17 protein-coding genes are annotated in these 20207 nt (G+C 58.0%); 1 reads left to right on the top strand and 16 read right to left on the bottom strand.

What is annotated here, in order from left to right:
- Positions 1–7 precede the first annotated feature (7 nt).
- Entirely contained in the window at positions 8–1756 is a 1749-nt protein-coding gene (ggt, locus tag ACWJKU_RS15650) for a gamma-glutamyltransferase (protein WP_454143698.1), read from the top strand.
- Between the two features lie 307 nt (positions 1757–2063).
- On the opposite strand, the gene galU is transcribed toward ggt, so the two are convergent.
- From galU to ACWJKU_RS15730, 16 genes are all read right to left on the bottom strand, one after another.
- Positions 2064–2945 carry a UTP--glucose-1-phosphate uridylyltransferase GalU gene (galU, locus tag ACWJKU_RS15655; RefSeq protein WP_454143700.1) on the bottom strand — a complete coding sequence of 294 codons (882 nt, stop codon included), beginning with the start codon at positions 2943–2945 and terminating at the stop codon, positions 2064–2066.
- A gap of 28 nt (positions 2946–2973) precedes the next feature.
- Positions 2974–3567 carry an adenylyl-sulfate kinase gene (gene cysC, locus ACWJKU_RS15660; protein ID WP_454148155.1) on the bottom strand — a complete coding sequence of 198 codons (594 nt, stop codon included), beginning with the start codon at positions 3565–3567 and terminating at the stop codon, positions 2974–2976.
- 138 nt (positions 3568–3705) lie between these two features.
- Positions 3706–4014 (bottom strand): ComEA family DNA-binding protein, encoded by a 309-nt coding sequence (locus ACWJKU_RS15665; protein ID WP_454143702.1) that lies wholly within the window; start codon positions 4012–4014, stop codon positions 3706–3708.
- A gap of 900 nt (positions 4015–4914) precedes the next feature.
- Positions 4915–5202 (bottom strand): integration host factor subunit beta, encoded by a 288-nt coding sequence (gene ihfB, locus ACWJKU_RS15670; RefSeq protein WP_454143704.1) that lies wholly within the window; start codon positions 5200–5202, stop codon positions 4915–4917.
- Positions 5203–5256: 54 nt separating this feature from the next.
- Complete coding sequence (rpsA, locus tag ACWJKU_RS15675; RefSeq protein ID WP_454143706.1) at positions 5257–6927, bottom strand: 30S ribosomal protein S1; 1671 nt, start codon at positions 6925–6927, stop codon at positions 5257–5259.
- 94 nt (positions 6928–7021) lie between these two features.
- A complete protein-coding gene (gene cmk, locus ACWJKU_RS15680; protein ID WP_454148157.1) occupies positions 7022–7705 on the bottom strand; it encodes a (d)CMP kinase in 684 nt (227 codons plus the stop codon).
- On the bottom strand, positions 7702–9030 hold the full coding sequence (aroA, locus tag ACWJKU_RS15685; protein ID WP_454143708.1) for a 3-phosphoshikimate 1-carboxyvinyltransferase: 1329 nt from the start codon (positions 9028–9030) through the stop codon (positions 7702–7704). The genes cmk and aroA overlap by 4 nt, the downstream gene beginning before the upstream one ends.
- Before the next feature lie 4 nt (positions 9031–9034).
- Positions 9035–9907: a prephenate dehydrogenase gene (locus ACWJKU_RS15690; RefSeq protein WP_454143710.1), complete on the bottom strand. Its 873-nt coding sequence runs from the start codon at positions 9905–9907 to the stop codon at positions 9035–9037.
- Positions 9904–11019: a histidinol-phosphate transaminase gene (gene hisC / locus ACWJKU_RS15695; protein ID WP_454143712.1), complete on the bottom strand. Its 1116-nt coding sequence runs from the start codon at positions 11017–11019 to the stop codon at positions 9904–9906. The genes ACWJKU_RS15690 and hisC overlap by 4 nt, the downstream gene beginning before the upstream one ends.
- 30 nt (positions 11020–11049) lie before the next feature.
- Positions 11050–12156, bottom strand: a complete 1107-nt coding sequence (gene pheA, locus ACWJKU_RS15700) for a prephenate dehydratase (protein WP_454143714.1) — start codon at positions 12154–12156, stop codon at positions 11050–11052.
- A 9-nt stretch (positions 12157–12165) separates the two neighbouring features.
- Complete coding sequence (locus ACWJKU_RS15705; RefSeq protein WP_454143716.1) at positions 12166–13329, bottom strand: phosphoglycerate dehydrogenase; 1164 nt, start codon at positions 13327–13329, stop codon at positions 12166–12168.
- Positions 13330–13348: 19 nt separating this feature from the next.
- Complete coding sequence (locus tag ACWJKU_RS15710; RefSeq protein WP_454143718.1) at positions 13349–14011, bottom strand: MT-A70 family methyltransferase; 663 nt, start codon at positions 14009–14011, stop codon at positions 13349–13351.
- Complete coding sequence (locus ACWJKU_RS15715) at positions 14008–14415, bottom strand: BglII/BstYI family type II restriction endonuclease (RefSeq protein WP_454143720.1); 408 nt, start codon at positions 14413–14415, stop codon at positions 14008–14010. Before ACWJKU_RS15715 ends, ACWJKU_RS15710 begins: the two co-directional genes overlap by 4 nt.
- Before the next feature lie 46 nt (positions 14416–14461).
- The gene (gene serC / locus ACWJKU_RS15720; RefSeq protein WP_454143722.1) at positions 14462–15544 is read right to left on the bottom strand and encodes a 3-phosphoserine/phosphohydroxythreonine transaminase; all 1083 of its coding nucleotides are present in this window, start codon (positions 15542–15544) and stop codon (positions 14462–14464) included.
- Positions 15537–18116, bottom strand: a complete 2580-nt coding sequence (gyrA, locus tag ACWJKU_RS15725; protein WP_454143724.1) for a DNA gyrase subunit A — start codon at positions 18114–18116, stop codon at positions 15537–15539. The genes serC and gyrA overlap by 8 nt, the downstream gene beginning before the upstream one ends.
- Before the next feature lie 233 nt (positions 18117–18349).
- A complete protein-coding gene (locus ACWJKU_RS15730; RefSeq protein WP_454143726.1) occupies positions 18350–20008 on the bottom strand; it encodes an ATP-binding protein in 1659 nt (552 codons plus the stop codon).
- Positions 20009–20207: the final 199 nt, after the last annotated feature.

Raw genomic sequence — 20207 nt, forward strand, 5'->3', positions numbered from 1 at the left:
TCCGGTAATGGACAGTCGTCGATATCGCCCCTGCTCTTCACACTTGAACGTCCTGGTCAACGCATTTAGCGTTTTCTGCGGAGCGTTGTCCGATCTCAAGCTGTTCCGACTCGTCATCTGCCTCCTGTTTTTCCCGCCGGCGGCGATGGCCTCCCCGCCTCAAGCCGCCATCGCCAGCGCGCATCCGCTCGCCACGGCGGCAGGTTTTGAAATCCTGGAAAAAGGCGGCAATGCCTTCGATGCCGCAGTGGCCGTCGGCGCCGCACTCGCGGTGGTCGAACCCGCCGGATCGGGACTTGGCGGTGGCGGATTCTGGCTTCTTCATCGAGCTTCCGACGGCAAAACAGTGATGCTGGACGGTCGGGAGCAGGCGCCATCGGCTGCGCGGCCCGACATGTACCTCGATGAGAAGGGCAATCCGGTGCCCGGCAAATCGATCGATGGCGTTCTTTCGGCCGCTATTCCCGGCATGCCCGCAGCGCTCGCACATCTGGCGGAACACTATGGACGGCTCCCGCTTTCGACCGACCTGGCTCCGGCTGTCCGTTATGCCGAAGAAGGATTTTCCATAAGCGAACGCCACCATCGATTGTTGTCGTTTCGTGCCGACGTGCTGCGCAGGTCGAAAGCGGCGGCCGACATTTTTCTGGCCGAAGGAGCGGTGCCGCGAGTCGGAGCGCCCCTCATACAAAAGGATCTCGCCAATACCCTCCAACAGATCGGCGAGTTCGGCAGAGCCGGTTTTTATAGCGGCGATACCGCCCAAAAGCTGGTCGAAGGCGTTCGTAACGCCGGAGGCATCTGGACCATACGGGATTTAGCCGACTATCGCGTGATCGAACGGGAGCCTGTCCGGGGCTTCTATCGCGGAATACGCATCACCGCGCCCCCGCCGCCTTCAGCCGGAGGTGTCGGGTTGATCGAAATGCTGAACATTCTGTCGGACTATGGCCTGGAAACCGTCGACAGCACCACCCGCAAGCATCTTATCGTCGAAGCTATGCGGCGCAGCTATCACGACCGCGAACAATTCCTGGGCGACCCCGACTTCGTGACGATGCCATTGCTTCGCTTGCTGAGCCCGAATTACGCCGCCGGCTTGCGCGCGGCGATACGGTCGGACCGGGCCTTGCCGAGCGCTTATTTAAGCCAACCCAGCGTTCCCGAACCGGATGGAGAAAACACTACGCACTTTTCGATTCTAGATCGGGAAGGCAACCGCGTCGCCGCCACTTTAAGCATCAACTATCCTTTCGGATCCGGATTCATGGCGCCCGGCACCGGCGTATTGCTGAACGACGAAATGGATGATTTCGCCACTCAACCCGGGTCGCCCAATATTTATGGACTGGTGGGCGGCCAAGCTAACGCCATTGCTCCGGGCAAGAGGATGCTGTCCAGCATGACGCCGGTTTTCCTCGAGAGCCCGCAACGCATAGGAATCGTTGGAACCCCCGGCGGAAGCCGCATCGTGTCCATGGTCCTGTTGGCCGTTCTGGATTTCTCCGAAGGCCATACGCCGGACTCCTGGGTTTCCGTTCCGCGATTTCATCATCAGTACCTGCCGGACGTCATTCAATACGAACCAGGCGGCTTGACGGAGGCGGAGCAGGCGGGACTCAAGCAACGAGGCCACGTCTTGAAACCGGTCGACCGCCGGTATGGCGACATGCAAGCGATTCTTTGGGACAAAAGCGCCAATCGCGTTTATGCCGCCAGCGATCCCAGAGGAGAAGGCTTGGCCGGAACGAAATGAAGCGTTTTCCGCTTCCGCCGGGATCGGCTGTATGGCAAACCAACGCCAAATCTAAGTAGGCTTTCGCGCCCACTCCTTGAATGTCCGGTGACGCCCCCATAGCCGTAATTCCGAATCGCGGACACGGCGCTGCTGGCCGCCATACCCGCTTCGTTCGCGGGCTTTAATCCGCCGGGCGCACAACGTGCCTCGTCCCGGCTTGCCGGGGTCTCGCGATGGCGCACCGGGTTAAGTACCCCGACTGTCTCGGCCCGCTCGCGCACTGCGACATCGAGATTTCCAACGACCCGGCGATGCCTTTGCCGCATCACTGCGATAACTTGAGATTTCCCAAATATTCCTTGAAGCTTTCGCTCAATTCCGGATGTTTCAGACCTTGCTCAACGGTTGCAATCAGGTATCCAAGCTTTGAGCCGCAGTCATACCGTTTGCCGTGGAACTCATAGGCCAACACCGGTTCCTCGTGCAGGAGCATCGCAATGGCATCCGTGAGCTGAATTTCGCCGCCGGCGCCTCTGGCCACGTTATCGAGCTTGTCGAAAATAGCGGGGGTCAGGATGTATCGGCCAACGACCGCTAAATTCGAAGGTGCATTTTCCGGCTTCGGCTTCTCGATGATTTGCTCCAGCTTCCCGACGTTACCCTGAATCAAGTTGGCTTTGACAATGCCATAGCTTTGGGTTTCTGAAGGGGCGATCCGTTCAACTCCCAGAACGGAGCACTGCCATTCGTCGAACACGCCAACCATTTGCGACAAACAGCCGCTGTTCCCATCATCGATCATGTCGTCGGCAAGCAACACGGCGAATGGCTCGTCTCCGATCACCGCCCGCGCGCAGTTGACAGCGTGTCCCAAACCCAAGGCTTCTGCCTGGCGAATATAAACGCACGTGACATGCGGTGGGACGATGTTTTGAACGATTCGCAAAATCTCCGACTTGCCGCGATTGGCCAACTCGGTTTCGAGTTCATAAGCCTTGTCGAAATGATCCGAGATCGCTCTTTTCGTACGGCTGGTTATAAAAACCATAACGTCAATCCCAGCCGCCACGGCTTCTTCCACGGCATATTGGATCAACGGCTTATCCACAATGGGCAACATTTCTTTCGGACTAGCCTTGGTCGCCGGGAGAAATCGAGTTCCCAAGCCCGCCACCGGAAACACAGCCTTTCTTACGATCCTTTTCATTGTCTGTCTTGCTCTTTACTGACTAAGGTTAAATCTTGTGTTTGTTCTCAAGATATCGAAGCACGATTTGTGCGCACGTATCCAAGGTATCGACGCCCGAATGCACGGTGACCTCAGGATTCTCAGGCTCCTCATAAGGCGAGGAAATACCGGTGAAATCGGGAATCTCGCCTAAGCGGGCCTTCTTGTACAATCCTTTTACATCTCGATTTTCGCAGACCTCGATCGAGGCGTTGCAATAAACCTCGATAAAATCGCCTTCTCCGACCAGTGACCTCACCATTTGGCGATCCTTTCGAAACGGCGAGATGAACGCCGTTAACGCAATGACGCCTGCGTCGATAAACAGCTTGCTCATTTCGCCGATGCGCCGAATGTTCTCGCGTCGATCTTCTTTGCTGAACGCTAAATCTGAGCAAAGTCCGTGCCTCACATTATCGCCATCGAACACATAGGTACGGCACCCTCGCTCGAACAACAGTTCTTCTACGCGGTGAGCCAAAGACGACTTGCCCGCTCCGGAAAGCCCGGTAAACCACAAGATAAAACTTTCATGGCCATTGAGCTGTTCTCGCCTTTCACGTGTTATAGATGCCTGATGCCACACAATGTTTGAATTCATAGGAGCAATTTTCACTCGATTTTGACTGTTCCGGTTTATTTTAGCCTCGAGATCGATAGCACTCACCACGATAGGGGAATTTATTTTGCAAAAAAAAGGCTCCTCGAAGGAGCCCAGGAAATTCATGGTCGATTTTGGCTATTTGGCCTTGGGAGGCGCCGCCGGCGGATTGGGCGCTTCCATGCCCACCGTGATTTTATCGCGGTTTTTTTCGATTGTAGCGGGACCTATTCCTTTGACTCGCGCCAAATCCTCCACAGACTTAAACCGGCCATTTTTGTCGCGATCTTGAATAATTGCCTCCGCCTTCGCCTTGCCTACGCCGTTCAAACCTTGGGCAAGCTGATCCGCCGTCGCGGAATTGATATCTACAGGTTCGGCCGATACGTACCAAGCGCAACTGAAAAGAATTAAGGCAAAAATAACTCTTACAAAACTGAACATCATTCCTCCTTATGATCGAATCATTCGGCAAATTTAAAGTTAGCAGCCGACATCTGATATTCAATTGAAACAGATGTAAGGATTTTCGGAACTTTGCGTAAGCTTTTACTGACTCGCCCACAATGACCGGATGCGCTTCAACAAAGCGTAACCGATAGGCGACACGATGCCGGCCGCTTCGGGCTCCGCCGCTCCGCATGCTCATTCAAAGCGGCCTGACGCGCGGACACAAGCTCACATCCCTCGATGTTGCCGCTCATGATCAGCATCAGCGCCCTGCCGCAGATCCAGGCCGGATACTTGCCGGCGCCGAACCGTGGGGCGCTACAATCCCTTCGTACTTGTGAAAGCGCGTTCGCCCGACTGTTCGAGGTTTAACCGGCTGGATTGGCGCACCCCCGTTTCGGGGAAACGGCTTTATGAAGCTTGAGGGAAATTCGGCCGCGCAGCTTTACCCGTGTCCGAATACGCTGAATGCAGAAGAAAAAGACCGAGCCGGTCTTGCCTGGAAAGCTCGTCCGGGCGGCGGCGCAAAAGGAGATACCCTACTTCGCCCGCAGATCGGATCTCGGCGCTACGATGCTCCTTGCCACCAGCGTCATCGTTCCGAAACTTCGTGATCCACGCCGCGAATGCGTCGAAACGAACACGCCTTAGTAGCGGACCATCCACGAGACAAAGGAAGGGCCCAATATTCTAAGGTGAATATTGACAGTATCGTTTCGTACTTATGTTTCAACCCAACCGATTAGCGGCTTGGTTGAAGAGAGATTTACACCGACTGACGCACTACATGGAATGCCTGGGGAACGAGAACTCGGACGGAAGCGACAAGACAAGGTACCGCATCGTCAGCCTCTCCGAGTCGAGATTGGCGCCGAAGGGCCAAATTCAGGGCGCGATTCAACCCCGCGATTGATTGACTCTGTCCCGCAACTCTTTGCCGGGCTTAAAATGAGGGACAAATTTGGAAGACAATTCTACCGAATCGCCTGTTTTTGGATTTCGCCCGACTCTCGGCGGACGGTAATGCAGCGAGAAACTGCCGAATCCTCGAATTTCGATGCGCTCGCCCGATGAAAGAGCATGAGTCATATGTTCGATCATTCCTTTTACTGCCGCCTCGACGTCCTTAAAAGCAAGATGGCCGTATTTTTCTGCTAAAAGATTGATCAATTCTGACTTTGTCACTGCCATTTCCATGAGTAGTAGGGGGGCATTTACTGCCCCCCTTGCTTGACCTGACTACTTGTTTTCCATCTGTTCCTTAAAGATGTCTCCCAAAGTAGGCATACCCGAGGAGGGTTGCTGCGAATATCCTTTGATTACAGCAGCTTCTTCCTCCTGATCCTTCGCCTTGATCGAAAGCGTAATGGTCTTGTTTTTCTTGTCGACGCCGATGAACTTGGCTTCGATTTCGTCGCCGACCTTGAGTTGGGTACGAGCATCCTCGACGCGGTCGCGAGAAATCTCGGATGCGCGCAGATAGCCCTCGACACTGTCGGCCAGAGTGACTACCGCTCCCTTTGCGTCGATTTCTTTGACGATGCCGGTGACGATGCTGCCCTTCTCGTAAGCCGCCAGATAGTTCTGGAAGGGGTCCTGCTCCAACTGTTTGATACCGAGCGAGATTCGCTCCCGTTCGGGATCGATGGCCAGGATGATGGTCTCCACTTCGTCGCCTTTCTTGTATTGGCGAATGGCTTCCTCGCCCGGAATGGACCAGGAAATGTCCGACAGATGCACCAAGCCATCGATGGCGCCTTCCAGTCCGATGAAGATGCCGAAATCGGTGATCGACTTGATGCTGCCCGTGATCTTGTCGCCCTTCTTGTGGCTTGCGGCAAATTCTTCCCAAGGATTGGGCTTGCACTGCTTCATGCCGAGCGAGATGCGGCGACGTTCCTCGTCGATGTCGAGCACCATGACTTCAACTTCTTCGCCCAACTGGATAACCTTGGCCGGATTGACGTTCTTGTTGGTCCAATCCATCTCGGATACGTGCACGAGGCCTTCGACGCCTTCTTCCAATTCGACGAAGCAGCCATAATCGGTAAGATTGCTGACTTTTCCGAACAGGCGCGTACCCGGCGGATAGCGGCGCGCGATATTGAGCCACGGATCCTCTCCCAGCTGTTTCAAGCCAAGCGAAACGCGGTTCTTTTCCTGATCGAATTTAAGGACTTTGACCTGAATCTCCTGACCGATCTGAACGGCCTCCGAGGGATGCCGCACCCTCTTCCAAGCCATGTCGGTAATGTGGAGCAGGCCGTCGATGCCGCCGAGATCGATGAATGCACCGTAATCGGTGAGGTTCTTCACGACACCCGCAACGATCGCGCCTTCCTTGAGATTTTCCAGCAACGCTTCCTTCTCGGCGCTGAACTCGGATTCCACTACAGCCCGACGGGAAAGCACAACGTTGTTGCGTTTCTGGTCGATCTTGATGACCTTGAATTCGAGATCGCGTCCTTCCAAATAGGCGGTGTCGCGAACCGGACGTACATCGACCAGGGAGCCCGGCAAGAATGCGCGCAGCGCGCCGACGGCCACGGTGAAACCTCCGCGCACCTTGCCCGTGATACGGCCGACCACGGTCTCATTCTTCTCGTGCGCCTGCTCGAGATCCTGCCATGCCTTCAGCCGCTTTGCCTTGTCGCGGGACAACAGGGTAGCGCCGAGGCCGTCCTCCAGCATGTCGAGGGCCACTTCGACGGTGTCGCCGATCTGCACCTCTATCTGCCCGTCGGCATTCAAGAACTGCCATTTCGGTATGACGCCTTCCGACTTCAACCCCGCATTGACCACGACCACATCGGGGCCGATATCGATGACGGTGCCGGTAATGATGCTGCCCGGGCGCATTTCCGCCTTGGCCAGACTCTCTTCAAACAATTGTGCAAAGCTATCGCTCATAAAACGATCTTGGTTCCAACAGCCGAGGTTACTCAGCCGTTTGGGTTAATTGGTTAAACATTATTGCCGAACAGTGTCGGCAACCCCATGAAAACTACCGATCAAGATCTCGCCTATTGCCTATAATATCGAAACATCGGGCGATAACCTGATCGATCGTGAGATCGGACGAATCAACCAGAACAGCGCCATCAGGCATGGTCAGCGGTGCTTCGGTACGCTCCTTGTCGCGCCGATCCCGCTCTTCAATCTCTTTCGTTAAAAGATCAAGGTTAACATCTGCCCCCTTCTCTTTCAACTGCTTATACCGCCTGTTTGCACGCACTTCGGCGCTGGCGGTGAGAAAGATCTTATACGGAGCGTCCGGAAACACCACCGTCCCCATGTCGCGCCCATCCGCGACCAGGCCGGGTTCCCTTCGAAAATCCCGCTGCTTCTGCAAAAGCGCCTGCCTGACCGGGCCGTGAGCAGCAATCTTTGAAGCCGCGCTGCCGCAATCTTCCGACTGGATTTGACGGGTGATGTCCTGGCCGTTCAAAAGTATGCGCGGCGGATCGTTCGCATCGAACTGAAGATCCATCGATCGGGCGACACGAACGACCGCCTCGATATCGTGAAGATCGATTCCCGCCTGCAAAACCGCGACGGCCAGTGAGCGGTAGATGGCGCCGCTGTCCAAAAAATGCCAGCCCAGCTTTTTCGCCAGCGCACGGCTGACGGTTCCCTTGCCGGCGCCGCTCGGTCCGTCGATGGTAAGCACCGGTACATTCGTGATCATACGATCTCGCCGCAAATGGCAGTGATGTTCAGGCCCATATCGCGCGCCAAATCCACGAAGCTCGGAAAAGAGGTGTTGACGTTCGCGCAATCGTCGATTTCTACGGAGCCGCCGGCACGCAGCGCAGCAATGGAGAACGCCATGGCGATGCGATGGTCTCCGCGGGAATCGATGCGGCCACCCGACAGTTTTCCGCCTTGCACGATCATGCCGTCGGGCGTCGGTTGCGCATCGATGCCCAGGGCTTGCAAACCGTCGGCCATCACCTGGATACGATCGCTTTCCTTGACGCGGAGTTCCTCGGCGCCGGTCAACCGGGTTTCTCCCTCGGCGCAAGCCGCGGCGATAAATAGAACCGGAAACTCGTCGATCGCCAAAGGCACCAGCTCTTCAGGAATCTCTATCCCGCGCAGGCGGCTCGAACGGATGCGGATATCCGCAACCGGTTCCCCGCCGATCTCCCGGGCGTCGAGAATCTGGATGTCCGCCCCCATCAGGCGCAGGATGTCCAAAACGCCGGTCCGGGTCGGATTGATGCCTACATGCCGGAGGGTAACGTCGGCGCCCTCGCCTATCGCGGCACCGACCATGAAAAAGGCCGCCGACGATATGTCACTGGGCACGTCGATGTCGCAGGCCAGCAGCTTGCCGTGCGGCCGTATGCACACGGTATCGCCTTTTCGGATCACCGGATAGGAAAATCCGGCCAGCATGCGCTCGGTATGATCGCGGGTCGGAGCCGGCTCGCGCACGCACGTTTGGCCGGAGGCGTAGAGTCCGGCCAGGAGCAGGCAGGATTTGACCTGCGCACTGGCCACCGGCATGTCGTAATGAATCCCCCTAAGCTCCAGGCCGCCTTTGATTCTGAGCGGAGCGGTTCCCATTTCGGTGGTTTCCACTACCGCGCCCATGGCGCGTAACGGCTCGGTAACCCGTTTCATGGGGCGGCGGGAAAGCGAGGAATCTCCGGTCAAGACCGAGTCGAATCGCTGCCCTGCCAACAGGCCGCTGAGCAGACGCATCGATGTGCCCGAATTTCCCAGGTATAACGGATCTTTGGGCGCACGCAAGCCGTGCAGCCCCACGCCTCGAATGCATACCCGCCCGTTTTCCGGGCCTTCGATGTCGACGCCCATCGCCCGAAACGCATTCATGGTGGCGAGACAATCCTCGGCTACCAAGAAGCCGGTGACGTGGGTCGTGCCTTCGGCCAGCGCGCCCAGCATGATGGATCGATGAGAGATGGATTTATCGCCGGGCACGCGGGCTTCTCCGCGAAGCGTACCGCCCGGCTGTACCCGGAAGCTGATCGTGTTGTTCTGCATGGGGCTATTGTTTTTCAAGTTGCTCTAAAAATCGTTGTCGCGCGCTGCGGGCATCGGCGAATAGAGCGTAAAGCTCGTCCGCGGCGCCTCTGGAAATCAGGCCGGCGGCCACGCCGAGCTCTTCGCGGAATTGGTGGATCAAGGGCACGATTTCCCGCCGGTTCGCGAGGCAAATATCCAGCCACATTTTCGGATCGCTCGACGCGATACGGGTAAAATCCCGGAATCCGCCGGCGGCGTACTGAAAAATTTCCTGCTGCTCGTCTTTTTTGCCCAGCATGTAAGTCAGCGTAAAAGCCAAGACGTGGGGCAGATGGCTGGTCGCGGCCAACACCTCGTCGTGATGGGCGGGCTCCATTTCGAAGACCTTGGCCCCGATCGATCGCCAAAAGCTCTCGACCCGCCTCAGCGCCTGCGAAGACGTGGTTTTCAGAGGCGTCAGGATAACGCGCTTGCCCTGATACAAATCGGCGGTCGAGGCGTCCACGCCGCTCCGCTCGGCGCCCGCGATCGGGTGCCCGGGCACGAAGTTGTCGGGAACTTCGCCAAAGATTCTTTCGGCGGATTCGATGACGTTGCACTTCGTGCTGCCCGCATCCGTAACGGCAGCCAGAGTGGACCACACCGGCTTCAACGCGCCGAAAACGGCGTCAAAGGTTCCGACCGGAGTCGCGATCATGACCAAATCGGCATTGGCAGCACCTTGCCTTGGATCGGAAAATCCGGCGTCGATGACGCCGCTTTCCAATGCTTTCCGCAAGTTATCGGGATCGGCATCGACTCCGACGATCTCGCGGCAGAGTTCTTCGGCGCGCGCCGCGCGCGCCACCGACCCGCCGATCAGTCCCACGCCGATAACGCACAAACGTTCGATCATGGCGCCAAGGCTCGGTCCAGCGCGTCGAGGAAAATCCGGTTTTCTTCCTCGGTACCGACGGTCACACGCAAATGATTGGGCAAACCGTAATTGGCGACCGGCCTAACGATGACGCCCTGGCGCAGCATCGCCTCATAAATCGGGGCAGCCGGTCTTCCGACATCGACCGTAATGAAGTTGCCGACCGAAGGAATAAAGCTCAAGTCACGCCGGGCAAAGGCTTCGCCGAGCCGGCTCAACCCTTCTCGATTCAAGCTCACCGAACGGGCCAGATGCTCGTCGTCCTCGAGTGCGGCCCTGGCTGCTTCCAAAGCCAAGGAATTGACGTTGAACGGCTGCCGGACACGGTTCAGAAGGTCGGCAATCGAAGGGCTCGAGACGGCATAGCCGACCCTGAGCCCTGCCAGTCCGTAAGCTTTGGAGAAAGTCCGGGTCACGATCAGATTGGAAAAATCGGACAGCCACTCGATGCCATTCGGATAGTCGGCCGCTTCGACATACTCGAAATACGCCTCGTCCACGACGGCGATGACGTGCTCGGGAAGAGCGCCGAGAAAACCGCGCAGCTCGGATGTCGTCAAATAGGTCCCGGTCGGATTGTTGGGATTGGCGATGAATACGACTCGCGTCGATTCGTCCACCCGCTGCGCCATGGCCTGTAAATCGTGGCCGTAACGGGGGCCGCGCGAACCGTCGTGGGCCGGCGCGACGGCGGCCGGCGCGCCGGCGGCTTGCGTCACGATGGGATAAACGGCAAAGGCATGCTCGGAATAGACCGCTTTCGACTGCGGGGAGAGAAAAGCGCGGGCCACCAATTCCAGTACGTCGTTGGAACCGTTGCCCAGCGTGATCTGCTCGGGGCGGACATCGAGCTTGCCCGATAATGCGGTCTTGAGTTCGAAACCGCTGCCGTCCGGATAAAGATGTATTTCGGACAACGCACGACGCGCGGCCTCGAGCGCCTTCGGGCTCGGTCCGAGGGGATTCTCGTTCGAGGCCAGTTTAACGATGTTGCGTATGCCTAACTCCCGCTCCAATTCGCTGATGGGCTTGCCGGGCAGGTAAGGCGTGAGCGCCCGGACTCCGGGAACGGCTAATTGTTCTGCTTTCATAGAGATGAATCGAGTACTAGGATCGAACGATCAAGACAAGGCCCGAGGATAAGAACCCAGGATTTTCAGCATCGTGACACTTTCCTCGAGCTCCTTTAAAGCTTCGGCCAATCGAGGATCGTTCCGGTGCCCTTCCACGTCGACGAAGAAAACGTAGTCCCAAGCGCCCCGGCGAGACGGCCGGGACTCGATTTTGGTCATGCTGATGCCGTGTCTCGCGAAAGGCTCGAGGACGGCATAAAGGGCGCCCGGATTGTTCCGGGTCGACAGGAGCAGCGACGTCTTGTCGTTTCCGGTGGCGCCGACCGGATTGCGTCCGATCACCAGAAACCGAGTCGTATTGTCCGGTTCGTCTTCGATGTTGCGCTCCAGGATGTCGAGCCCGTACAGTTCGGCCGCCACTTCGCCGGCTATGGCCGCGGTATGCGGCGTGACGGCGGCCAGTCGCGCCGCCTCGGCATTGCTGCTGACCGCGGTCTTCCGAGCGTTGGGAAGATAGCGATCCAGCCATTCCCGGCATTGGGCGAGAGATTGCTGATGGGAGAAAACTTCTCGTATTTCTTCGGAGCGGCTCAGCGTGCTCATCAGGTTGTGATGAATGCGCATGCCCACCTCGCCGGCGATCAGCAAAAAAGATCGCAGGAAGCTGTCCAGGGTATGGGTGATCACCCCTTCGGTCGAATTTTCGACGGGCACCACCCCGTATTGACAGGCTCCGCTCTCGACGGCCCGGAAGATCTCGTCGATGGCCGGCAAGGGCACCGACTGAATGGCATGGCCGAAGTGTTTATAGGCGGCTTGCTGCGTGAAGGTGCCTTGCGGGCCGAGAAAGGCTACGCTCAGCGGTTTTTCGAGAGCCAGACATTCCGACATGAGTTCGCGGAAGAAACGGGTAACCGCCTCCCGACTCAAGGGACCGCGATTGTTTTCGGCGATGCGGCGCAGCACTTCCGCCTCCCGTTCGGGACGGTGAAAGCATTCGACCTCGCCCGCCGCGGTCTTGATTCCGGCGACTTGCTGGGCGCAGCGGGCTCGCCGGTTCAACAGCTCCAAGATCCGATCGTCGATCGTGTCGATCTCCTGGCGGAGATGGCGCAACGGGGCATCGGCAACCAATGTATTCTTCGAATTCTCCATAACGACTCGTTATATGACGCGGGCGGAGAGCACTCCCTTGATGGCTCTGATGTGCTCCAAGGTTTCGGACGGCACCTCGGCATTGAGGTCGACGAGCGTATAAGCAAGCTCTCCTCTCGACTTGTTCAGCAAGTCGAGAATATTGAGGTTGGCATCGGCCAGGGCGCCGGAAATCTGCCCGACCATTTTGGGCACGTTCTCGTTGGCTATCCCCAGGCGGACGCCCTCGGTGCGTGGCATGACCACCTCCGGAAAATTGACCGAGTGCCGGATGTTGCCGTTTTCCAGAAAATCCCGCACGCGATCGGCCACCATCACCGCGCAGTTCTCCTCGGCTTCGGCCGTGGAGGCTCCGATGTGCGGAAGTATGATGGCGCGCGGATGATTCAGCATGGCGCGCGAGGGGAAGTCGCACACGTAGGCGTGGAGATGGCCGGCATCCAGAGCGCCGCGCACGCTGGTGTCGTCCACGATGCCGGCGCGGGAGAAATTGAGCAAGACCGCTCCTTTTTTCATGATGCCGATCCGCGCCGCGTTGACGAGGTGGCGCGTTTGATCGTTGAGAGGCACGTGTACGGTAACGAAGTCGGCACCGACGATCAAATCGTCGATACTTGCAGCCCGCGCAACCGACGACGACAATTGCCAGGCGCTTTCCACCGTGAGCAGCGGATCGTAACCGGTCACCTGCATGCCCAAACCCGTCGCCGCGTTGGCCACTTTTACACCGATCGCGCCCAGCCCGAGAACGCCCAGAGTCTTGCCCGCCAGTTCGAAACCGGCGAACTGCTTCTTCTTTTTTTCCGCCTGGTGATGAATGGCTTCGTCGTCGCCTTGCAACTGGCGGGCAAAATCCCAGGCCGCGCAGATATTCCGCGCCGCCAACAGCATGCCCGCCATGACCAGTTCTTTCACCGCATTGGCATTGGCACCCGGCGCATTGAACACGGGGATGCCGCGTTTCGAGTAGTCCGCGACGGGAATGTTGTTCACCCCGGCCCCGGCGCGCCCCACCGCCTTCACCGATTGAGGAATCGGTACGCCGTGCAGATCGTGAGAGCGCAGCAGTATGGCGTCGGGGTTCCGAATTTCCGAGGCAATCTCGTAGCGATCGCGGGGCAGTCGCTCCAAACCGACTGTCGAGACATTGTCGTAGGTGAGAATCTTGAACATGGAGGTTTTCTTTCCTTGATTAGCCGCGTCGACGTCTATGGGCGTCCAGCACGACGACATTTTGGCTGTGATTGCTGTAGGTAGGCCATGAGGGACTGTAGCCGTCGACCTCGTTCCCCCATTGTTCCCAGGCAGGGCGCTTTCCGCGCGCAAACATCTCCAGAAAAGGCCCAGGGCTGCATGCCTCGATAATGTCGTACAGTTCATCGGGCTTACGGGAATGCTCCCGCTTTTGCGATTTCACAATGTTGACCTGACGCCTACCCGGCCCCAGAGTTCTCAACCGTCCTCTTACGCCGAAAAGCACCAATTCCGTCGTATTGCGGAAATAGAAGCCGACGCCGCGACCGTCCGGCCCGCCGTCTTTACGAATCTTATGCCAGACAATATTCGTCTTGTACTCGAATCCCCAAGCCTCCATCACTTCCAAACCTTCCTTGAGCAGAGCATTGGGAACCCACAAATACAAATGGCTTTGTTCCGCCATAACCAGAGAAACCGGAATTTCCTTGATTTCTTGCAAGGTTAATGTCGAGTAACGCGACAAGCGTTTGTGCTCGGGGGCCATTTTTCCGGTGCGATTGGCGAATTGCCAAGGAGGATCGGCCAATACGGCTCCGTAACGGCGGTTTTGCATCTGTGCCAGGAAATCTTGCGCCGGACTCAGGGTAGGCTCAATCATCGTTTAACAATTCTCGCAATAAACCTGGCTGGTGATGCCGAAAACCGATAGCCGAAAAACGGGTCCTTATTGTTCCATTCGATCTCCAGCGCAATCTGGTTTTTGTAACAATCCACCTTGTGGGTGGGAGCGTTCATGAGTTTGTCGTCCACTTTCATGGACGTCTCGAATTTCTTTTCCATCCAGCCACGCGCATAAAGAAATTCGTCTATACATTGGGCAACCGCGGATTTTCTGCCGCCACCCACGGTGATCCAACTCTTGCAAAAACGAAACTGTTCAAGCAAATCGATAATATCTTGCCATTCGGACGGGAAATCCGACGCGAGGATTGCACAAGCATGTTTCCATTCGTGAACCTCGTACTTCTCCCGGATGGAGACCGGCAGCAGATCGACTCCCATGGGCTTTTGTTTTTCTTTCTTGATGGCGTATTAGCGGAAAAATCTCTTACCCGTACTTCCGCTCGAACCCGTGCATGAATTCGATCAAGGCATCGACGCCTTCTTCGGGCATCGCGTTGTAGATGCTCGCCCTGAATCCGCCTACCGAACGGTGCCCCTCCAGGTTGACCAATCCTGCCGCCTTGGCTTCGGCCGAAAACGTTTTTTCCAGATCCGCTCTCGCCAGACGGAACGGGACGTTCATACGGGAACGACAGGCCGGTTCGATGGGATTTGAATAGAACGCCGAACCGTCGATGGCGGCGTACAGCTTTTCCGCCTTGCAGATATTGCGTGCCTCGACGGCGGCCAATCCGCCCTGCTCCTTCAGCCATTCCAGCACCAAACCCAGCAGATACCAGTTGTAGGTCGGCGGCGTATTGAGCATGGAGCCGCTGTCGGCCTGTCTTTCATAATCGAAGATCGACGGGGTGTCCGCCCGAGCCTGCCCGATCAAGTCTTCGCGCATGATCACCACGACGATGCCGGCAGGCCCCATGTTTTTCTGGGCGCCGGCGTAAATCAGCCCGAATCGGGAGACCTCCAGTGGCCGCGACAGGATATTGGACGACATGTCGCAAACCAGCGGCAGACCGGCCGAGTCGGGGATATCCTGAAATTCGACCCCACCGATGGTTTCGTTGGCGGTGTAATGGAGATAAGCGGCATCCGGATCGATACGCCAGCCCGCGCGGTTGGGAATCGTCGTAAAACCGCTCTCTTTGGAACTCGCCGCGATATCGACCGAGCAGTAACGCCCGGCCTCGGAAATGGCCTTTTCCGACCAGAGGCCGGTATTGACATAGCTGGCTTTGGATTTTTCCCGCAGCAGATTCATCGGAACCGCCGCGAATTGCCCGGTCGCGCCGCCTTGCAAAAACAGGACTTTATAGTTGACCGGAATCGCCATCAGCTCCCGAAGATCCGCTTCGGATTTCTCGGCAATGGCGACGAAATCCTTGCCGCGATGGCTCATTTCCATGATCGACATGCCGGTGGCATGCCAGTCCGGCAATTCTTCGCGCGCGCGCAGCAACACCGCCTCCGGAAGCATGGACGGTCCCGCGCTGAAATTGTAGACCCTAGCCATCGTCGCCCTCCTGGTTTTCGTCCGATTCCGCTAATTCGTCGTTTTCGCCCTCGAGTACGGGAATCCTGTCCACGCCGACCACTTTTTCGCCCGGACTGAGGCGGATGACCATCACGCCCTGGGTGTTGCGACCGAGTTCCCGAATCTCTTCGACCCGCGTTCTGACCAGCGTGCCGGCGTCGGTGATCAACATGATCTCGTCCGAATCCTGCACCAGCACGGCGCCGACCACCGAACCGTTGCGCTCGCTGGTCTGAATGGCGATCACGCCCTGCCCGCCGCGGCGGTGTATCGGAAAATCACCGAGTGCGGTGCGCTTGCCGAAACCGTTTTCCGTGACGTTCAGCACCGAACCTTCGGTGCCGATGATGAGCGCGATGATCTTCTGGCCGTCGTGCAGCGTCATGCCGCGCACGCCGGTCGCGCCGCGACCCATGGGGCGGACGTCCTCTTCCTCGAAGCACACGGACTTGCCGGCGTTGCTGAACAACATGACGCGCTGCTTACCATCGGTGATGGCCACGTCCACCAAATGATCGTCCTGGCGGAGATCGATGGCGATTTTCCCGGACGGGCGCGGGCGTTCGAACTCGCGCAAAGTCACCTTTTTGACGATACCCGACGCGGTCGCCATGAACACGTAATGGCTTTCGTCGAATTCCCGCACCGGCAGAATGGCGTTGATGCGCTCGCCCTGCTCCAGCGGCAGCAGATTGACGAACGGCTTGCCGCGCGAAACCCGACTGGCGGAAGGCAGTTCGTACACCTTGAGCCAATACACCTTGCCCACGCTGGAAAAGCACAGGATGGTGTCATGGGTGTTGGCGACCATGAGTTTTTCGATGAAATCCTCTTCCTTGGTGGTCGCCGCCGCCTTGCCGCGCCCGCCCCGTCGCTGCGCTCGATAGACCGTGAGCGGCTGCGATTTCACGTAGCCCTCGTGCGAAACCGTGACCACCACGTCTTCCTCGGTGATCAGGTCTTCGGCGGACAAATCGAGACGGTCCGCAATGATTTCGGTACGGCGCTTGTCGCCGAACTGGTCGCGGATGGCTTGAAGCTCGTCGCGAATGACTTCCATCAGCCGCTTGTCGCTGGCCAGAATTTCGAGGAATTCGTCGATCTGCGCCAAAAGTTGCTTGTACTCGTCGATGATCTTGTCCTGCTCCAGTCCGGTCAGGCGGTGCAGACGGAGATCCAGGATCGCCTGCGCCTGTTCCGGCGACAGGTTGTAGCCGTTTTCGGTCAGACCGTAGCCGGCCGCGAGGGTTTCCGGACGGGACCGTATCGCATCCTCCGCCCTGGCCAGAAGCTCCGAAACCACGCCGGGACGCCAACTGCGCTCCAGCAGCCGCTGTTTCGCGTCCGCCGGGGTCGGCGAAGTCTTGATCAGTTCGATCACTTCGTCGATATTCGCGAGAGCGACGGCCTGACCTTCCAAGATATGCGCCCGCTCGCGCGCCTTTCTGAGATCGTACAGCGTGCGTCGGGTAACCACTTCGCGGCGATGGTCGATGAAGGCCGCGAGCAACTCCTTGAGATTCAGGCAACGCGGACGGCCGTCCAGCAGAGCGACGGTATTGATGCCGAACACGCTTTGCATGGCGGTTTGCTGATACAGATTGTTCAGCACCACTTCCGGCACTTCGCCGCGCTTCAGCTCGATCACCATGCGCATGCCGTCCTTGTCCGATTCGTCGCGCAGCCCGGAAATGCCTTCGAGCTTTCCTTCCTTGGCCAGCTCGGCGATTTTTTCCATGAGCCGCGCCTTGTTCACCTGGTACGGCAACTCGCTGACGATGATGCTGGTGCGCCCGCCTTCTTCTTCGAAATCGCAGCGGGCGCGGATATAAATGCGGCCCCGGCCGGTGAGATAGGCTTCGCGGATGCCGCTCGCCCCGTTAATGATGCCCGCCGTGGGAAAATCCGGACCGGGAATGTGCTCCATCAGATCGGCGATACCGGCATCGGGATTTTCGATCAGCAGCAAGCAGGCGCTGATGACTTCGGTGAGATTGTGGGGCGGAATGTTGGTCGCCATGCCCACCGCGATGCCCGCCGAACCGTTGATGAGCAGGTTCGGAATGCGGGTCGGCAGCACCGAAGGCTCTTTCTCGGATTCGTCGTAGTTCGGGATGAAATCGACCGTCTCTTTTTCGAGATCCGCGAGCAATTCGTGCGCAATCCGTGCCATACGGACTTCGGTGTAACGCATCGCCGCCGGCGGGTCGCCGTCGACCGACCCGAAATTGCCCTGGCCGTCGATCAGCATATAGCGCAGCGAGAACGGCTGGGCCATGCGTACGATGGTGTCGTACACTGCGGCGTCGCCGTGGGGGTGGTATTTACCGATGACGTCACCGACCACGCGGGCGGACTTCTTGTAAGGCTTGTTCCAATCGTTGTTCAGTTCGTGCATGGCGTAAAGCACGCGCCGATGCACCGGTTTCAGGCCATCGCGAACATCCGGCAGGGCGCGCCCCACGATCACGCTCATGGCGTAATCGAGATAGGACTGCTTCATCTCGTCTTCGAGATTGACCGGAATGATTTCTTTGGCGAAGGAAGTCATGAGGGATTGCTGTACCGTAAGGAAGCCGCGCTGCTCGAAATCCGCGGCGCAAATAACCAACAGGCATTATACCCGCTGAGGCGTGGCCGCTCCACTAAAGCCGGAACGGCGGTTATCCACCGTTCCTGTGCATAAGTTTGTGGGCGGGCTATAGAGAGCCGATCTAAACCATTAACATTCAAGAGTTTTCATAAATCGGCGGAATTTTGCCCAGATTTCGGCGGTCGGCAGACTTACCGTCCCTGCCGTCTCCAGCGATCGACGATGCCTTCGATGTCGAGATCGTCCGGCCCCGATTTCCAGGCCGTGTAGAAATCCGCATCGTTGCTGTTCGGCGTGGGATCGGGCTTATAGATCTGGGTTCGGGTGGGGAGCGGGATGGCTTCGCCGAGAATCATGGCCTCGCCGCGGCCGAGAGACGCCAGGATATCCACCAGATCGGACTCCCCCTCCGGCACCAGTTTGCGCACATAATCCTGATCGTCGGGGTTGGTGATGCGCAGGCAGATATACGTGCCGCACTGCGACAATACCGTTTCCGACAACTCATGGGGACGCTGGCTGACGACGCCCAGCCCGACGCCGTATTTGCGCCCCTCCTTGGCGATGCGCTCCATGGTCTTGCGGGTGCCTTCGAACTGGGTGCTGGATTCCCGGGGAATGTAGGCATGGGCCTCCTCGCAGATCAGCAGAATGGGGAATTCGCGGTTGAACGGGTTCCAGTAGTTGAACTCGAAGGCCAGCCGACCGATCTGCGCGGAAACGGTCGGACGCACGTCGAAAGGCACCGGACTCAAATCGATGATCGTAATCTGGCATTTGGGATTGCCCAGACCGACGAAGTCCCGCAGCAGCCCCGGCAGGCTTTCCGAGCGGTTCCGCCGCACCGGGTTGAGCAGAAAGTCATAGCGCACGTCATTGAGCCGGCTCAGCAGCTTCACCAGAAACTCGTCGAATTGGCCGAACAGCGGGCCTTTGCTTTTGCCGAAATCGGTGCGGAATTCGTTGGCTTCCTTGAAACTGTCGTAAACTTCCTGTAGCGAGAAGTAGATCGGCGAGTCGAGCGAGACCGTTTCCAAATCCAGGGATTTCGCCGCTTTTTTCTTCAGCGTAAAAATCGTCTCGCGCAGGAACGCAGTCTGTATGGCGGCTCCCGGATCGTTGCGGTCGATCAACAGATCGAGCAACTCGGCGAAAGTCATCAGCCAATAAGGGATTTCCAGAGCCCGGGCATCGAGATAGCGCATCTGTTCCGGCTTGAAGGCCGAGTGCAAAACTCTGTCCCGATCCTTCCAGCAATATTCGCCGTGCAAATCGAGCAGGATGACGTGCGCGTTCGGCATGGTATCGACCATGCGCTGGACCAGACTGGCCACCGACCACGACTTGCCGGAACCGGACTGCCCGAGAACCGCGAAATGGCGGCTGCACAGGGCCGACGGATCCAGATAAACTCCCGTCGCGGGACAACTGCGCAGATAGCCGGGATTGAATCGGTACCGCCGGTACTTGGCGAAAATCGAATTGATCTCGTCCTGGGCCACGACGTGCAATTCGGCGCCGGGCGTCGGGAAATGCCTTACGCCGCGCTGGAACACGCCTTCCTCGGTAATTTGTCCCAGCGGCGTGAGCGTCACGAGACAGCCGGCGGCGGAACGGCTGGCCCGCGCGCCGGAACGGTCCGCCTCGATATGGTTGATCAGCGCCAGCGAGCGAAAACCATGCTGGCGGATCGACACATAAGATCCCACCTGCCCGACGACCTCGGATTCTCCGCCCGCCATCGCCGCGATGGGGCGAAAGCCTTCTTCCTCGGTCAGCAACTTGGCCATGAATCGGCCGTTGCGAACCTCCAACAAATGACCAATGAGCGTATCGGTTTCTGCGGACATGATAGACCCCTGAAAAATCGCTTGGCGACACCCGAAGGCCCGAGCAAGGCGCCACGAATGGACCGTCTCGGGCGGCCCGCGCGGTTCGGACCGTTTCCATGGAAGATTCGGGAACATCGACGCATTCCGCGGAACGCAGCGGCGGACCTCGAAAGCGAGATCGGCCGGACCGAGCCCTAAGCCGCTCGATCATGAATCC

The organism is Methylocaldum sp. MU1018, assembly GCF_053646775.1.

Bases quoted from the DNA above. Each gene is read 5' to 3' on its own strand.
- ggt (WP_454143698.1), top strand. From the start codon at position 8: ATGGACAGTCGTCGATATCGCCCCTGCTCTTCACACTTGAACGTCCTG.
- galU (WP_454143700.1), bottom strand. From the start codon at position 2,945: ATGAAAAGGATCGTAAGAAAGGCTGTGTTTCCGGTGGCGGGCTTGGGA.
- cysC (WP_454148155.1), bottom strand. From the start codon at position 3,567: ATGAATTCAAACATTGTGTGGCATCAGGCATCTATAACACGTGAAAGG.
- ACWJKU_RS15665 (WP_454143702.1), bottom strand. From the start codon at position 4,014: ATGATGTTCAGTTTTGTAAGAGTTATTTTTGCCTTAATTCTTTTCAGT.
- rpsA (WP_454143706.1), bottom strand. From the start codon at position 6,927: ATGAGCGATAGCTTTGCACAATTGTTTGAAGAGAGTCTGGCCAAGGCG.
- cmk (WP_454148157.1), bottom strand. From the start codon at position 7,705: ATGATCACGAATGTACCGGTGCTTACCATCGACGGACCGAGCGGCGCC.
- aroA (WP_454143708.1), bottom strand. From the start codon at position 9,030: ATGCAGAACAACACGATCAGCTTCCGGGTACAGCCGGGCGGTACGCTT.
- ACWJKU_RS15690 (WP_454143710.1), bottom strand. From the start codon at position 9,907: ATGATCGAACGTTTGTGCGTTATCGGCGTGGGACTGATCGGCGGGTCG.
- hisC (WP_454143712.1), bottom strand. From the start codon at position 11,019: ATGAAAGCAGAACAATTAGCCGTTCCCGGAGTCCGGGCGCTCACGCCT.
- pheA (WP_454143714.1), bottom strand. From the start codon at position 12,156: ATGGAGAATTCGAAGAATACATTGGTTGCCGATGCCCCGTTGCGCCAT.
- ACWJKU_RS15705 (WP_454143716.1), bottom strand. From the start codon at position 13,329: ATGTTCAAGATTCTCACCTACGACAATGTCTCGACAGTCGGTTTGGAG.
- ACWJKU_RS15710 (WP_454143718.1), bottom strand. From the start codon at position 14,011: ATGATTGAGCCTACCCTGAGTCCGGCGCAAGATTTCCTGGCACAGATG.
- ACWJKU_RS15715 (WP_454143720.1), bottom strand. From the start codon at position 14,415: ATGGGAGTCGATCTGCTGCCGGTCTCCATCCGGGAGAAGTACGAGGTT.
- serC (WP_454143722.1), bottom strand. From the start codon at position 15,544: ATGGCTAGGGTCTACAATTTCAGCGCGGGACCGTCCATGCTTCCGGAG.
- gyrA (WP_454143724.1), bottom strand. From the start codon at position 18,116: ATGACTTCCTTCGCCAAAGAAATCATTCCGGTCAATCTCGAAGACGAG.
- ACWJKU_RS15730 (WP_454143726.1), bottom strand. From the start codon at position 20,008: ATGTCCGCAGAAACCGATACGCTCATTGGTCATTTGTTGGAGGTTCGC.